Annotated in this window: 18 protein-coding genes; 8 read left to right on the plus strand and 10 right to left on the minus strand. The window is 72.6% G+C overall.

Features of this window, described 5'->3' with window-relative positions:
- Nucleotides 1-31: 31 nt before the first annotated feature.
- Both AB0C28_RS32640 and AB0C28_RS32645 read right to left on the minus strand, forming a co-directional pair.
- Nucleotides 32-1,306: a hypothetical protein gene (locus tag AB0C28_RS32640; protein ID WP_358079870.1), complete on the minus strand. Its 1,275-nt coding sequence runs from the start codon at nt 1,304-1,306 to the stop codon at nt 32-34.
- Between the two features lie 140 nt (nt 1,307-1,446).
- A complete protein-coding gene (locus tag AB0C28_RS32645; RefSeq protein WP_358079872.1) occupies nt 1,447-1,593 on the minus strand; it encodes a hypothetical protein in 147 nt (48 codons plus the stop codon).
- A gap of 9 nt (nt 1,594-1,602) precedes the next feature.
- Between AB0C28_RS32645 and purB the strand changes: the two genes are divergently transcribed.
- The 3 genes from purB (at nt 1,603) to AB0C28_RS32660 (ending at nt 4,984) form a co-directional block, all read left to right on the plus strand.
- The gene (gene purB, locus AB0C28_RS32650; RefSeq protein WP_357859595.1) at nt 1,603-3,033 is read left to right on the plus strand and encodes an adenylosuccinate lyase; all 1,431 of its coding nucleotides are present in this window, start codon (nt 1,603-1,605) and stop codon (nt 3,031-3,033) included.
- A complete protein-coding gene (locus AB0C28_RS32655; protein WP_358079874.1) occupies nt 3,030-3,782 on the plus strand; it encodes a GNAT family N-acetyltransferase in 753 nt (250 codons plus the stop codon). The genes purB and AB0C28_RS32655 overlap by 4 nt, the downstream gene beginning before the upstream one ends.
- Before the next feature lie 161 nt (nt 3,783-3,943).
- Nucleotides 3,944-4,984 (plus strand): DUF4037 domain-containing protein, encoded by a 1,041-nt coding sequence (locus tag AB0C28_RS32660; protein ID WP_358079876.1) that lies wholly within the window; start codon nt 3,944-3,946, stop codon nt 4,982-4,984.
- Nucleotides 4,985-5,046: 62 nt separating this feature from the next.
- Here AB0C28_RS32660 and AB0C28_RS32665 read toward each other — a convergent pair whose 3' ends face one another.
- The 5 genes from AB0C28_RS32665 to AB0C28_RS32685 form a co-directional block, all read right to left on the minus strand.
- Nucleotides 5,047-5,856: an SRPBCC domain-containing protein gene (locus AB0C28_RS32665; RefSeq protein WP_358079877.1), complete on the minus strand. Its 810-nt coding sequence runs from the start codon at nt 5,854-5,856 to the stop codon at nt 5,047-5,049.
- Nucleotides 5,853-6,176, minus strand: coding sequence for a metalloregulator ArsR/SmtB family transcription factor (locus tag AB0C28_RS32670; protein ID WP_357859582.1), 324 nt, complete (start codon nt 6,174-6,176; stop codon nt 5,853-5,855). The genes AB0C28_RS32665 and AB0C28_RS32670 overlap by 4 nt, the downstream gene beginning before the upstream one ends.
- A 51-nt stretch (nt 6,177-6,227) precedes the next feature.
- Entirely contained in the window at nt 6,228-6,992 is a 765-nt protein-coding gene (locus tag AB0C28_RS32675; protein WP_358079878.1) for a MerR family transcriptional regulator, read from the minus strand.
- Between the two features lie 942 nt (nt 6,993-7,934).
- The gene (locus AB0C28_RS32680) at nt 7,935-9,272 is read right to left on the minus strand and encodes an MFS transporter (RefSeq protein ID WP_358079879.1); all 1,338 of its coding nucleotides are present in this window, start codon (nt 9,270-9,272) and stop codon (nt 7,935-7,937) included.
- A 126-nt stretch (nt 9,273-9,398) separates the two neighbouring features.
- Entirely contained in the window at nt 9,399-9,809 is a 411-nt protein-coding gene (locus AB0C28_RS32685) for a VOC family protein (RefSeq protein ID WP_358079880.1), read from the minus strand.
- A gap of 103 nt (nt 9,810-9,912) precedes the next feature.
- Between AB0C28_RS32685 and AB0C28_RS32690 the strand changes: the two genes are divergently transcribed.
- Complete coding sequence (locus AB0C28_RS32690) at nt 9,913-10,314, plus strand: hypothetical protein (RefSeq protein ID WP_358079881.1); 402 nt, start codon at nt 9,913-9,915, stop codon at nt 10,312-10,314.
- Between the two features lie 99 nt (nt 10,315-10,413).
- The gene (locus AB0C28_RS32695) at nt 10,414-10,668 is read left to right on the plus strand and encodes a helix-turn-helix transcriptional regulator (protein WP_346101996.1); all 255 of its coding nucleotides are present in this window, start codon (nt 10,414-10,416) and stop codon (nt 10,666-10,668) included.
- Nucleotides 10,669-10,755: 87 nt separating this feature from the next.
- Here AB0C28_RS32695 and AB0C28_RS32700 read toward each other — a convergent pair whose 3' ends face one another.
- Both AB0C28_RS32700 and AB0C28_RS32705 read right to left on the minus strand, forming a co-directional pair.
- Nucleotides 10,756-11,163, minus strand: a complete 408-nt coding sequence (locus AB0C28_RS32700) for a hypothetical protein (protein ID WP_358079882.1) — start codon at nt 11,161-11,163, stop codon at nt 10,756-10,758.
- 100 nt (nt 11,164-11,263) lie between these two features.
- Entirely contained in the window at nt 11,264-12,217 is a 954-nt protein-coding gene (locus AB0C28_RS32705; protein ID WP_357859568.1) for a radical SAM protein, read from the minus strand.
- 132 nt (nt 12,218-12,349) lie between these two features.
- Between AB0C28_RS32705 and AB0C28_RS32710 the strand changes: the two genes are divergently transcribed.
- The 3 genes from AB0C28_RS32710 (at nt 12,350) to AB0C28_RS32720 (ending at nt 13,498) form a co-directional block, all read left to right on the plus strand.
- Nucleotides 12,350-12,673 (plus strand): multidrug efflux SMR transporter, encoded by a 324-nt coding sequence (locus tag AB0C28_RS32710; protein ID WP_357859565.1) that lies wholly within the window; start codon nt 12,350-12,352, stop codon nt 12,671-12,673.
- A 73-nt stretch (nt 12,674-12,746) separates the two neighbouring features.
- Nucleotides 12,747-13,052: a DUF952 domain-containing protein gene (locus AB0C28_RS32715; protein ID WP_358079883.1), complete on the plus strand. Its 306-nt coding sequence runs from the start codon at nt 12,747-12,749 to the stop codon at nt 13,050-13,052.
- A 14-nt stretch (nt 13,053-13,066) separates the two neighbouring features.
- A complete protein-coding gene (locus tag AB0C28_RS32720; protein WP_358079884.1) occupies nt 13,067-13,498 on the plus strand; it encodes a nuclear transport factor 2 family protein in 432 nt (143 codons plus the stop codon).
- A 57-nt stretch (nt 13,499-13,555) separates the two neighbouring features.
- Here the strand turns inward: AB0C28_RS32720 and AB0C28_RS32725 are convergent, their stop codons facing one another.
- Nucleotides 13,556-14,485: an alpha/beta hydrolase gene (locus AB0C28_RS32725; RefSeq protein ID WP_357859556.1), complete on the minus strand. Its 930-nt coding sequence runs from the start codon at nt 14,483-14,485 to the stop codon at nt 13,556-13,558.
- Between the last annotated feature and the right edge of the window lie 70 nt (nt 14,486-14,555).

The following is a 14,555-nucleotide window of genomic DNA, read 5'->3' on the forward strand; positions in this document are numbered from 1 at the left end:
GATCGTCGCCCGCCGTGGCGCGCCTGTTGTCTCACCCGCCGGCGGGCAGCCGGCCGAGGGTGCTCATGAGGGCGGTGCGGCCGGTACGCAGGGCGGCGGCCGGGTCCGTGCCGGCGGGTCCCTGCCAGCGCAGGTAGACCATGGTCGTGCCATGGCGCACACCCACCGCGACATGAGCCGTCGAGTGGCGGACGGCGCCCTTGGGCCTGGGCGGCGGTTCGGGGTGCTGTACGGCGAACGTTCTGATCTGTCCCGTCCACGGGCCGCTGGTGAAGGGGTCGAGCCGGGGCTGGATGCTGTAGGACTGCCCGTCCTCGTCGAAGGAGCATGAGCCGTCCCAGCTGAGCGGTTTCCTCAGGGCCCGTTCGGCGCTGCGCTCGTCCGGCAGGAACAACATCGCCTCGTGGACCGAGACGTCGCCGATCAGGCGACGGGTGACGGCCGGAGCGCCGGCGTAGGCGTTCTCCTCACGAGAGGGGTCCCCGCAGACCAGTTCATGTGAACGCGGCCCGCTTCCCGGGGTCGGCCAGGACGCCATGTCCTTGCCGTAGGAGGAGGCAGAGGGCAGGGCCGCGGCCATCCTGGCTGACGCCGACCGCATGGTCATGGCGGTGGGGGCGACGGGCGCGGGTCTGGAGGGGTCGCCGCCGGCGGCTGCCAGCGCGGACGCGGCCGACGCGGTGCCCTGGAGCAGGGCGTGCCGGCCGGGCTCGCCGCCCGCCTCGAACGGCCAGGCCCACGTCACCTCCGCCAGCAGCCCGCCGCGCGCGGCCACGATCGTCGCCACGGCGCCCCGGGAATCGTCGTCCGTCCAGGTGTCCGTCGTGACCAGGGTCCGCACGCCGCGCCAGCCCAGCCGGTCGTAGCCCGCCACCTCCTTGAGCGTCTGGTGGCCGGGACGGTCGCACTCCCCGGCGCCGGGGCGGGCCGCGGTGACCGCGTCCGCCGCCCTCTCGGGGGAGGTGATCCAGAAGCGGACCCTCAGCGGCTCGTCCATCTCCGGGGGCAGCAGCTCGCCGCTGTAGGCGGGAACGCCGCCGGGCGGCATCCGAGCCTCGCCGCTTTGCGGCGGACACGAGGCCAGGAGGGGAGCGGCCGCAGCGGTGACGTAGGGGGCGCGGGTGGGGTCGTCGTCGAGCTGTGCGCGCAGCCGATCGGCGATCTCCTCGGCCGAGGTGGCGGCTCCGGCGGGGGCGGGCAGGGCGGGTGTCTTCAGCTGGTCGAAGGTGCCGAGGGAGAGGAGCAGGGTGATGGCGGCGGCCGCGAGGCGTGGCTCCCGGCGTCCGGCGAGATCCGCGACGGTCACGGCGCGGGAGGTCCGGTCGCGGTCGTCCCGGATGAACGGGTTGCCTTGGTCATAAATCTACATTGTAAAGGCGCAGGCTTGTCGTCGGCCGAACAATCAACGATCACACAAACACCGCAACGAGGCTGGAGGCCGGCGGATCAGGCCGCGCGCTCTTCGTCGTAGGTCTCGCGGCCCTTGAGGTGGCGGCCCTTCCAGCGGGCCGGTGAGCCGGTCGCGCGGGCGGGAGCGGGTTGGCTGCTCGTGCCCGTGGCCGCTGATCCGGTGGCCGGGCGGGGTGAATACACTTGTGCGACGTGACGTCGAAGCCGCGTATCCCGAATGTCCTGGCCGGCCGCTACGCCTCGGCGGAGCTGGCCCGCCTGTGGTCGCCCGAATACAAGATCATCGCTGAGCGGCGGTTGTGGCTGGCGGTGCTGCGGGCGCAGGCCGAGCTGGGGGTCGCGGTGCCCGAGGGCGCGCCGGCCGCGTACGAGAAGGTGGTCGAGCAGGTCGACCTCGACTCCATCGCCGAGCGCGAGCGCGTCACCCGGCACGACGTGAAGGCCCGCATCGAGGAGTTCAACGCGCTGGCCGGCTACGAGCAGGTGCACAAGGGCATGACCTCGCGTGACCTGACCGAGAACGTGGAGCAGCTGCAGGTGCGCGACAGCCTGCTGCTGGTGCGCGACCGGGTGGTGGCGCTGCTGGCCCGGCTGGCGGCGCTGGCCGAGGAGCATGAGGCGACGGTGATCGCGGGCCGTTCGCACAACGTGGCGGCGCAGGCCACGACGCTGGGCAAGCGGTTCGCCACGGCGGCCGACGAGCTGCTGGTCGCCTACCGGCGGCTGGAGGAGCTCATCGCCCGCTACCCGCTGCGCGGCATCAAGGGCCCGGTCGGCACCGCCCAGGACATGCTCGACCTGCTCGGCGGCGACCGTGGCAAGCTGGCCGAGCTGGAGGGGCGGGTGGCCGCCCATCTGGGGTTCGAGCACCGCTTCACCAGCGTGGGGCAGGTCTATCCGCGTTCGCTGGACTTCGAGGTCGTCACCGCGCTGGTGCAGCTGGCGGCGGCGCCGTCGTCGCTGGCCAAGACGATCCGGCTGATGGCCGGCCAGGAGCTGGTGACGGAGGGCTTCAAGGAGGGGCAGGTCGGCTCCTCGGCGATGCCGCACAAGATGAACACCCGCTCCTGCGAGCGGGTCAACGGCCTGGCCGTGGTGCTGCGTGGTTACGCCTCCATGGTCGGCGAGCTGGCCGGCGACCAGTGGAACGAGGGCGACGTGTCCTGCTCGGTGGTGCGCCGGGTGGCGCTGCCGGACGCGTTCTTCGCCTTCGACGGGCTGGTGGAGACGATGCTGACGGTGCTGGAGGAGTTCGGGGCGTTCCCGGCGGTGATCGCCGCCGAGCTCAGCCGCTACCTGCCGTTCCTGGGCACGACGAAGATGCTGATGGCGGCGGTGCGGGCCGGGGTGGGCCGCGAGCAGGCGCACGAGCTGATCAAGGAGCACGCGGTGGGGGCGGCGCTGGCGATGCGTTCGCGCGGGGCGGCCAACGAGCTGCTGGACCGCCTGGGCGCCGATGAGCGGTTCCCGCTGGACCGGGAGCGGCTGGAGGAGCTGCTGGCCGACCGGGTGTCGTTCACGGGGGCGGCGGCCGATCAGGTGGAGGCGGTCTCGCGGGCTGTGGGCGAGGTCGTGGCGGCGCACCCGGAGGCGGCCGCGTACCGTCCCGGCGCGATCCTGTGATCACCGAGCTGCGCTCGGTCCGCGAGCTCAGCTCGGCGTGCGATGACGACGACCTGGTGATGTGGGCGGCGCAGGGCCTGACCGGCGCGGGCCGGGCCTGGGCGCTGGGTGACGCGGTCGTGGCGGGCAGCCCGGAGATCTCGCGGCGTGACCGGCTGGCGGTGTGGGGTGACGCCGCGTGCGCGGTGGAGCTGGTACGGCACGCGCTGGGCGAGCTGGGGCCTTCGTACCGGCCGCTGGGGGAGGTGGAGCTGATGGGCGCGGTGACGGCGAAGCTGGACGGGGTGGATGAGGCCGGCAGGTTCTCATGGATGAGCCTGCCCACCGCCCCAGCCCCAGCCGCCGCCCCGGCCCTCGTTCCTATCGCGGGCGACGGCGTGGGCTGGCTGGAGACGGAGGCTGAGGTCGCGGCGTTGCTGGCGGCCGCGGCGCCGCACTCCTACGCCGTTCCCGGAGCGGCGGGGGTGAGCCGGTGGGCGGGCGTGCGCGTGGACGGCGTGCTCGCCGCCGTGGCGGCCGACGCGTGGTCGGCCCCGACGGTGGGCCTGCTGGCCGGCGTGGCGACCGCTTCGGCGTTCCGGGGGCGGGGGCTGGCCGAGCGGGTGTGCCGGTGGGTGTCGCGGGAGCTGGTGGTGGCGTACGGGCGGGCCGCGCTGATGGTGGACGACGTCAACGCCGCGGCGATCGGCGTGTACGAGCGGATCGGCTACCGGCGGCGGCCGGTGATGGCCGCGCACGTCGCCCCCTGACCGCTCGTACTGGCCACGACTCACCGCGCCCCGACCGCGCCTCGGTCAGGCCCCAACCAGGCCCCGGCCGTGCCTGGTCACGGTGCTCGGGCGGCGGTCCCGGGGGCCGGCGGAAAAATCGGATGTGGTTCCGGAAGCGCTGGTGCAAAGTTGGCGGAGTGATGTCCGATTTTGTACCTGGTATCGAGTTGTCGCGCGCCTTCTACGGCGAAGTGGTGGCCCCTCTGCTGACGGGGGTCGCGCACGGGGCGGCGCTGATCGGGCCCGGCTCGGAGGTGCTGGAGTTCGACACGGCGCGTTCGGCCGACCATGACTGGGGCCCCAGGGTGCTGCTGTTCGTGCCGGGGGAGCGGGTGGCCGAGGTGGAGGCGAAGGTGGTGGCGGGGCTGCCGGAACGCTTCGCCGGCTACCCCACCGTGTTCGGCTACCACGGCGCGGTGCGGCCCGGGGTGACGGTGACGGAGCTGGGCGGGTGGCTGCGCGGGCGGCTCGGTTTCGATCCGCGCGAGGGGGTGAGCCTGCTGGACTGGCTGTCGGTGCCGTGGCAGCGCCTGGCGGAGGTGACGCGGGGCGAGGTGTTCTGCGACGGGCTGGGGGAGCCGGGGCTGGAGGCGGCCAGGGCGGCGTTGCGCTGGTATCCGCAGGACGTGTGGCGGTATGTGCTGGCCTGTCAGTGGCGCCGGATCTGGCAGGAGGAGCCGTTTCCCGGCCGGTGCGCGGAGGTGGGTGACGAGCTGGGCTCGGCCGTGGTGGGGGCGCGGCTGGCGCGGGAGGTGATGCGGCTGGCGTTGCTGCTGCGCCGCCGCTATCCGCCGTACGCGAAATGGCTGGGCAGCGCGCTGGCGCGGATGCCGGGCTCGGCGGAGCTGGCCGAGTCGCTGGGGTCGGCGATGGCGGCGCGGTCGTGGCGGGATCGGGAGGAGGGGCTGTCGGCCGCGTACGCGCGGGTGGCGGGCTGGCAGAACCGGGCGGGGCTGGCCGAGCGGCTGGACGATCGGGTGCGGCCGTTCTTCGAGCGGCCGTTCCGGGTGATCGACGGGGAGCGGTTCGCGGGGGCGCTGATGGCGGCGGTGGGGGATGCGGTGGTGGCCGGGTTGCCGCTGCTGGGGTGTGTGGATCAGCTGACGGATTCGACGGATCTGCTGGTGGCGCCGGAGCGGGCGCGGGCGGTGACGGCGGCCGCGCTGGGCCTCACCATGTAGTGATCTACAGCGTAAAGGCCGAGGGTCGATGCAGAACACATCGACCCCATTATTCAAAAACCCTACTCAACGAGGGAAGCCGCCAGATCTTCGACGCGGACGCGCCAGGCGTCGAAGAAGGCCGTGTCGCCGGTGTGGGTGACGATGAGGCGGGGGCCCTGCCCGGTGCCCTCGGCGAACTCCCAGCGCACGCCGCCCTCCGGAGTGTCGTACGCGAGCAGCTCGGCGGTCTCGGCGCGGGTGACAAGTCCGGCTTTGAGGCCGGGGACGGTGAACGCCTCGGGAGGCGGGCTGCCGGGCCGCGCGGCGGCGCCGCCGAGGAGTTGCCAGACGTCTTGGGCGGGGCGGGTGAGCTGGCGTTCGACGCGGACGCCGGCGCGGCCGTCGGCGGTGGTGTGGAGGGTGGTGGCGGGCAGGCCGAGGATGGCGATGTAGTCCTCGTGCAGGCGTGCGGACGTGGCGGGGTCGGGGGTTTGCGGCAGGCGGGTGGGGCGGCCGTCGAGGTGGGCGAGCATGGCCTTGATGCAGGTGTGCCAGCCTGCGGCGAAGCTGGCGGCGCCGTGGCGGTCGGTGAAGGTGTGGGTGAAGGTGAGCAGGGTGGCTTGGCCGTCGGGCTGGAGGTGCCAGCGGAGTTCGTCGTCGCCCCAGGTGTGGGCGAAGGTGCGGGGTGGGTCGTTTTCGGTGATGCGGCCGTCGGGGCCGAAGCCGTAGGTGATGCGGTCGCCGTCGATGGTGACGTCGGCGGGGAACCAGGCGGAGAGGTGTTCGGGGGTGGTGATGGCGCGCCAGACCTTGTGGGGTGGGTGGGGGAGGCGGCGCTGGAGTTGGAGGGTGGTGCGGCCGTCGGGGTGGAGGGTGAGGGTCTCGTTCATGGGGTGTGGTCTTCCGGGTGGTCGTGCATGGTGTCGAGGTGGGTTTCGAGGCGGTCGAGGGTGGTGTTCCAGAGGCGGCGGTAGGGGGTGAGCCAGGCGTCGATTTCGGCGAGGGGCTGGGGGCGGAGTTCGTACCAGCGGCGTTGGGCGTCTTTGCGGACGGTGACGAGGCCGGCTTGGCGGAGGGCGCGCAGGTGTTTGGAGGTGCCGGGTTGGGTGAGGCCGAGGTGGTGGGTGAGTTCGTTGACTTGGTGGGGGCGTTGGAGGAGGAGGTCGAGGATGTGGCGTCGTGCGGGTTCGGCTAGCACGTCGAAGGGCATGGCGGTGAATATACTCGACCGGCTATATGCCCGCAAGTGCATGTAGCGGGGTTAGGGCGTGGCGGCGCGGCGGGCGTTGGCGCGGAAGGCCTGGCCGAGATACGCGGCGAGACCGGGGTGGAGGGCGTCGAAGGTCTCGATGAAGCGGCTGTCCTCGGCGTACAGGTCGCCGATGCAGGCGTGCAGCTCGTGGTCGCAGTCGTAGAACCAACGGTTCATGTGGCCGCGATGGCGTTCGGCCAGGTCCATGGCGTGGGGGCCGTCGGCGGGCAGGCCGGCCTTGCAGGCGGCGACGAAGTCGTCGTTGATGGCCTCGGTCTCGGCTTTGAGCTGGAGCCAGTCGGCCTTGGTGTAGGAGGCGACGCGCTCGCGGCTCTGCTCGTACTGGGGGGTGTGTCCCCAGCGGCGTTCGACCTCGGCGTCGTGGTCCTCGGGTCGGAAGTGGCCGAAGATCTCGAAGCGTTCTTCCGGGGTGAGGGCGATGCCGGCCTGGCGGGCGTGGATGGCGCGTTCGACGGCTTCGATGACCTCGTGCAGATGCTCGGCCTTGCGGGTGAGGAGTTCGTGCTGGCGGCGCAGGTGGGTGAGCTCGTCGGTGTGGGGCGCGTCGAGGATGACGGCGATCTCGTCGAGGGGGAAGCCGAGTTCGCGGTAGAGGAGGATCTGCTGCAGGCGGGTGAGGTCGTCGTCGGTGTAGCGGCGGTAGCCGGCGTGGCTGCGTTCGCTGGGGGTGAGCAGGCCGATCTCGTCGTAGTGGTGCAGGGTGCGTACGGTGATGCGGGCGATCCTGGCGACCTGTCCGACGGAGTGGCTCATGGGTCCAGCTTGCCGGGTGGCGGGGCGTGCGGGTCAAGCCGGGCGGTGCCGGATTCAGGCGCCGGGTTCAGGTGCCGGGTTCAGGTGCCGGGTTCAGGTGCCGGATTCAACGGCGTACCGGGTGAACCTCATGGCCAGGTCAAAACTTGCTGTGGCTTCTTGACCAGGGGACACTCGCGCCGTCGCGGGGACATAGCCTGGGTGCGACGACGGGGTCGCGGCGCAGATGGCGACCCGCTGCCCTCGTCGGCAGAAGACACCATGACAGCGGTGACGATCAGGACCTCCCGGGGGCGCCGTGCGGGCTACCGGCCGGCTGAGGTGAGACGTTTCGTCGGGCGCCGGCACGAGGTGGCCGGGGCCGGACTCCGGTTCGCCGTGCCCTGTGCGCTTTCGTCCTGGGTCGTTGACCGTTCCCGCCTGCCGCTGTCCGGGGCCTGGGGCTGTGCTGCCCTGGCCGCGGGTGGTGCGGGCGCTGATGGAGTGGAGTTATCACCTGTGCTCGCGAGAAGAACTGTGGCGGGGCGCGCCGGTGTGCGGCGCGGGGCCCGGCCTGGAGGAGGTCCGTCCGGGCGGCGGCCCGGTGACCGTCCGGACAGATTCGTACGCGCCGGCCGGGGACGCCCGCCGGCGGATACCGGGCAGAGCACGCGCCTGCGGGGCCGGCTTGTCGCCCGGCTGCGACGGCCCGGCCGCGGGCCGCGACCGGCCACCGCCTTATTACGGCCTGCCGGGCCGGGCTCGGGCGGAGCCGTCAGGGCCGGAGCGGGCGCGGTGGTCCCGCAGCCCGCGAGCCGGGCGAACGAGCCTGCCCGCCGCCCTGACACCATGACCACGAACGCCGCGGAGCCGCGCGGGCGCCCGCAGCTCGGCCACGGATCCACCGTGTGCTTGGAGCACCAGTTATTACCCGGGCGCACCCCTGCGACATCCTGCGCGTTATTACCCGGACACTGACGAGACCGGGCCGGAAGAGTCGTCCCGGAGCCGCCAGACCGCCGGCACCGGCAAGGTGACGGCGGTGATGAGCACGGCGATCGCGGCGCACGCGATCAGCACGGGCCGCGTGCCGAAGAAGGAGGCCGCGGGCCCGGCCAGCCCCATGCCGATGGGCGCCGCCACGAGGGCGCCGAGCATGCTGACGGAGGCCGCCCGCGCGACGGCATCGGCGGGCAGGTGCCGCTGGAGGGCCGTGGTCTGGATGACGTTGTGCACCGTCACCTGCCCGCCGGCGGCGACGGCCGCGACGACGAGCTGCCAGAGGGGTGCGGGCACGGCGAGCAGGGCCGGCAGCGGCGCGATCAGCAGGAACGCCAGCAGGGCGGCCACCATGGGGCGGGCGGGCCGCCAGTGCGCGCTGACGACGCCTGCGGCCAGCCCGCCGGCGGCGTAGGCGATGCCGATCGCCGACCAGGCCGGCGCGCCGCCGAGGGAGCGGTCGGCGACGTACGGGCCGAGCACCAGGATGGGGGAGATCACGAGCGCGTTGGCGACGGCGAGGTGGACGATCCACACCCCTAGCCAGGTGCGCCGACGCACCTGGGCGAGCCCGTCGCCGATGCCGGCCAGCAGCCCGCGCGCCGGGACACGTCCGCCTTCGGGGAGGTCGCGCGGGAGCCGGGCCAGGAACGCGGCGCTCACCGCGAACGTCATCGCGTCGATCGCGATCGCCCACCCCGGCCCGGCCCACGCCACGAGGGCTCCGGCGACGCCCAGCGCGACGATCGACACGGTGCTGCGAGAGATCGAGATGAGGCTGTTGGCCGCCTGGAGGTTCTCCTTGCCGGCCAGGGAGGCGACGAGCCCGACGGCGGCCGGGTTGAAGAACGCCGATCCGGCGCCGGCGATCAGTTGCAGGGCCACCAGCGTCCACAGGTGCGCGCTGCCGGTCAGCAGGAGCACGGCGGTGGCGCCGTGGGCGGCCAGGCGGGTCAGGTCGGCGATCAGCATGATGGAGCGGCGGGAGAAGCGGTCGCCGGCTGCTCCGCCGAGCAGGGTCAGGGCGATGATCGGCAGCCGGGTGCTGAGGACCACGATGCCGAGGTCGACGGCGGAGCCGGTGAGGTGCAACACGGCGAACGCGACGGCGAGCGGGGTCAGGGCGTCGCCGAAGAAGGAGGCGGTCTGGCCGAGGTAGTAGCGGCGGAAGCCGGGTGCGGCCAGCGGGGAGAAGGCAGAGGCGATCCGCGCTCCGGCCTTCGGGCGCGGACGGTCCTCCTCACTGGTGTCGCCGCGGTCCGGGTTGCCGCCGGTGGGGTGAGCACGGCCGGGACCTCGCACGGAAGGCGCCTCTCTCACGCAGGGGGTGTCCGGCCGCCGGGGCCGGTGCCGCCACCCTCCCACACGGCCCCGTCAATTCCGGACCGCGAAGATCACGAACGTGGGCCTGGCGCCCGCCGCGGGGGCTCAGCGTTGCTGCTGGACGCGGACCATGTTGCCGGCCGGGTCGCGGAAGGCGCAGTCACGTACCCCGAACGGCTGCTCGACCGGCTCCTGCACCACCTCCGCGCCGCCCGCACGCGCCCGTTCGAACAGGCCGTCGAGGTCGTCGGTGGCCAGCAGGATGCCGGCGTAGGTGCCCTTGGCCATCATCTGGGCGATGGTGACGCGTTCGGCGGCGGTGATGCCGGGATCGGCGGCCGGCGGCTGCAGGACGAGGGAGGCGCCGGGGCGGCCGGCGGGGCCGACGGTGATCCAGCGCAGGCCGTGGTAGCCGACGTCGTCGCGTACTTCGAAGCCGAGCAGGTCGCGGTAGAAGGCCAGGGAGGCGTCCGGGTCGTCGTGCGGCAGGAAGCTGGCGTGGATGGTGATGTCCATGGCCGTCACGTTAGGCGCGGTCCGGCGTGGGGTGCTTCTCGATTCCTGCCCGGTTCCCTGCCGGCCTCGGCCGGTTGGTGCGGGCGTGCGGCACAATGATCGGGTGACGAGCGACGGTGTCCCGGTCGAGCCCATGCCCGCTCTCGTGCGGACCGCGCGGGTGGTGCTCATCGTGCAGGTGGTCGCCAGTGTACTGGGGCTGGTCGTGATGGGCGGGGTGCTGGCGGCCGCGGCGAGCGCCCCCTCGCTGTTTCTGCTGTTGTTCCTGCTGCCGGCCGTCGTTCTGGTGGTGATGGTGTGGCTGGTTCTGCGGTGGGGGTCGCGGCGGTCGTTCGTACGGTGGGCGGCGGTGGCGGTGGAGGCGATCCTGGGTGGCGGCAACCTGGTGTCGATGGTGCTGGCGGAGCGCTTCGTGTGGGCGTCGCTGCCGTTGAGCGTGCTCCTGCCGCTGGGGGTCGCCGGCGCGCTGCTCACCGCGCCCGCGGCCCGCTGGTTCGACCGCTGACCCCTTCGACCGCTGACCTCGGCCGGTGTGACGTTCGCCGGGGGAGGGCGGCTGCCGGTCTGGTCCGGTATTTCTATCCCGGGGTATAGCATGGGTGTCATGGTGCGACCCCCGCTGACCCCTGAAGAACGCCTGCGTGGCGAGCAGCTCGGCATGGTGCTGCGACGGGCCAGGGCGGAGCGGAGCATCGTCGAGGTCGCCGCGGCCGCCGGCATGTCCGCCGAGACGCTCCGCAAGATCGAGACCGGCCGGATCGCGACGCCGGCGTTCTTCACCATCGCGGCTCTGGCCGACGTGCTCGGCATCTCCCTTGACCATCTCGTCACCCGTTCCACCCCGGCCGCCGCCCCCTGACCCGCCGGCGCCGCACGTCCCCCTCCAGGAACGCGCGGCGCACCGCCGGGCGGGTCTACACGATCGCGGCCGTCCTTCGGGCGGGCGTCACAGCCACGGCCCGCACACCGTGCCGTCCGGGCGGCACGTCCGGAAGAACGTGCGCTGCCCCTGCAGCCGGCCCTTGATCGTCCCCGTGCCGCCGCGCACGAAGTACTCGCGCACGCGCGTCCCGTCGTTGCGGACCTGCACCTGCCGGGGGCCACCGCGCCCCTTGATCTTGTAGAACACCTGGAACCTGCCGCCCCCGATCCGCTTGAACGCCTTGCACACGGCCACGGCCGGGTCGCTCAGGTACAGGTGCACGTGCTGGACTTGATACCCCGGGTACGTCCTGCTCTTGCATCCCGGCACCGGATGAGCCGACGCGCTCGCGGCAGGCGCTCCGAGCACGCCCGCGGCGGCGAGGGATGCGACAGCGACGGCGAGGCCACGACGTCTGGCCTTCGCGGTCATGAGATCTCTCCTCTCGTGGAATCCTGCAATCCTGACCAGGCCGACGCTAAAACCGGTCAAGGCGCCGGTCTGCGCAGAAATCCACACTCAGCCGCGACGATCACACCAGGGCCAGCTGCGCCGCCACCGGCTCACGCGGCTCGACCGCCGGCGCCCCGCACCCCATCCCGTACATCCGGCACAACTGGGCGATCTGCCCCGTGATCCGGCCCTCGTACCCCTCGGACGGCAGGCCCGCCCGGTCGTACAGCTCCTCATACCGCTCCACCAGCTGCGGATGTGCCTCCTGCAGCCAGCTCAGGTACCACTCCCGGGTGCCCGGCGGCAGCCGAAGCACCACCGGCTCCACCGCGGCCGCGCCCGCCGACGCGATCCGCCGTACGGTCGCCGCGAGCTGGTCGGCGGCGTCGCTCAGCAGCGGCAGCACCGGCGACATCAGCACCCGGCACTCCACTCCCGCCTCCACCAGCGCCGACACGAGCTCCAGCCGGGCCTGCGCCGGTGGAGCTCCGGGCTCGACCGCCCGCCGGATCCGTTCGTCCACGAACGCGATCGACACTGCCACCCGCGCGCCCGCCCGCGCCAGCAGCTTCGCGTCCCGCAGCACCAGCGCGCTCTTGGTGTAGACCGTGAACGGCGCCCCCGCGCCCGCCAGTGCCCCGATCACGCCGGGCATCAGCCGGTAGCGTTCCTCCGCCGCCTGGTAGCAGTCGCCTCCCAGCCCGACCGCGAGCTCCGCGCCGTCCCAGCGGGTCAGCTCGGCCCGCAGCCGCTCGACCACGTTGGGCCTGACCACGATGCGGGTGTCGAAGTCGGCGCCCGCGTCGAGGCCGAGCCGGCGGTGACCCGCGCGGGCGCCGCAGCCGCGGCAGGCATGGGCGCAGCCACGGTAGGGGGAGACCGCCCACCGCTGGGCGATGCCCGCGACCTGCGGCACCCGCTCGATCACGGTGCGGGCCTGCATCTCGTAGAAGCCGTCGCGCACCACCGCGCGCCGCTCGATCAGCGGACGCTCATCGGCGGCGTCGACAAGCGCAAGCGCGTCCCAACCCACATCCCCAGTGGAACACGCATTCGACTCCGTTTTCAAGCCGTTCCCCCCAACCCCGCCCGCCCGTGCGGGGGAGCGGACCCACGATACTGGCGGCACACCCGCCCCATCCCGCCTTCGTCTGGAGCCCCGCACATGGCCTGGATCCTGCTCGCCCTCGCCATCGCCTCCGAAGTGGTCGCCACCACGGCGCTCAAACTCAGCAACGGCTTCACCCACCTCGGCTGGAGCATCACCGTCGCCGCCGGCTACATCATCTCCTTCCTGCTGCTCGCCCGCGTCCTGAAGCTCCAGCTCGACGTCGGTACGGCCTACGCCGTCTGGTCCGGCGCCGGGACGGCCGCCATCGCGCTCATCGGGGCCGCCTTCCTCGGCGAGACCCTGACCCTGGTCAAGGTCGGCGGTATCCTGCTCATCATCGCCGGCGTCGTCGTCCTCAACCTCGCCGGCGGCCACTGAAGCGCAGCCATCGGACCCGCGCACCTGGCCGGCCGGGGGAGCGCGGCCGTCCCTCCCTCAGCGAACGGACACCATGATCCACCACCTCGCCCTGCGCACCGACTGGGAGAACGCCCGCGCCGCGGGGGAGTACCGCATCTCCACCCTCGGCCGCACCCTCGACCAGGTCGGCTTCATCCATTGCAGCCGCGACCTGGCCCAGTTGCACGGCGTCCACACCGCCTTCTACAGCCACCTCACCGAACCGCTGATCGTCCTCGACATCGACCCGGCCGGTCTCGACGTCCGCGTCGAGAACGGCTTCCCCCACCTGTACGGGCCGCTGCCCCTGACCAGCGTCACCGCCACCCGCCCTTACACCGGCCCGGCCACTCCATGAGGCCTCCTGCGGACATGACACCGCCCGCAGACGCGACGCCGCCCAGGGGCACGAGCCCGCCTATGGACACCCGCGCCGCCGCCCAGCGCTTCGCCGACACCTGGCAGCACGCCTGGACCCACCACGACGTCGCCGCCATCACCGCCCTCTACCGCGACGACGCCGTCCACACCAGCATGCCCTTCCGCCCCCCGCACCACGGCCGGCAAGCCATCGCCGACTACATCACCTGGTCCTTCGCCGGCGAGACCGACCCCCACGTCACCTTCGCCACGCCCGTCGTCGACGGCGACCAGGCCGCCATCGAGTTCCGTGTCCACGCCTACGACGACGGCCGCCCCATCACCCTGGCGGGTTGCGTCTTCGCCCGCTTCGACGCGGGCGGCCTCGCCGTACAGACGCGCGACTACTGGCACACCACCGACGGCCACCACGGCCACCACTAGACACCGGCGTCTCGGGGTGCGGTTGACCGGCGTGCCATCGGCTCATCTTGTGGCGGCTCAGGCCAGATGCTTGCCGAAGAACGTGCTCAGGCGCTCGACCGCCTGCGCGATGTACTCGGGCTCGTCGTACATCTCGTAGTGGCGTGCGCCCTCGACGACGAGGATGTCCTCCGCCTGACGTGCCAGCCGGGTCAGCAGCCGGCCGTCGTCGAGAGAGCCGGTCGACCCGCCCTCGCCGGCGACGACGACCTGGACGGGCTGGGTCAGCAACTCGTCGGCGAGGTGGAAGGCGTCGAAGCCCAGAATCAGCGCGTCGCTGCGGTAGTGGCGGCGGTTGGTCGAGCGTTCGTGGTGGCCGCGCGGGGTCCGGTAGTAGGTCACGGCCTGCAGCACGTCGATGTCGGTGATGCCGGCGGACTCCGCGTCCCGCACGGTGTCGGGGATCCACGGGTGCCGGACCGGCTGCCGGCCGCGCGCTTCGGCGGTGGCCTGCCGTGCCACGTCCTGGAGCACGCCCGTGACGGAGCCGGAGGCTGCCATGGCCGCTCGGAAGGCGCGGCCGATGTTGACCGGGACCACGGTGCCGACCGCCTTGATGCGGTGCTCGGTCATCGCGGCGCTGACGGCGTAGCCGCCGCCGGCGCAGATGCCCAGGACGCCGATGCGCTCCGCGTCCACGTGGTCCAGCGCGGTGAGGAAGTCGACGGCGTGGCGAAGATCGGCCACCCGTTCGGCGGGATCCTCCAGATCCCGGGGCTCCCCGCCGCTCTGGCCCTGGTAGGCGGGGTCGAACGCCAGAGCGACGAAGCCTTCCCGTGCCAGGGCGCGGGCGTAGTTGGCGCCGATCTGCTCCTTCACGCTGCTGCCCGGCGTGGCGATGATCACGGCCGGGTGCTGGTGGCCTGCGTCGAAGCCCTCGGGGAGATGAAGGTTCCCGGCAAGCTCGAAGCCGCCGCGGGAGATGGACGTGGTCTGAATGGAAGCCATGATCCCGTTCCGGTCGTATCCTAGTACGGCAACAGCACTAATACAGCTATCGATGTTGTACGAAACTGTA

It is taken from the genome of Nonomuraea sp. NPDC048892 (assembly GCF_040649735.1).
In the GTDB taxonomy this organism is placed as follows: domain Bacteria; phylum Actinomycetota; class Actinomycetes; order Streptosporangiales; family Streptosporangiaceae; genus Nonomuraea; species Nonomuraea maheshkhaliensis.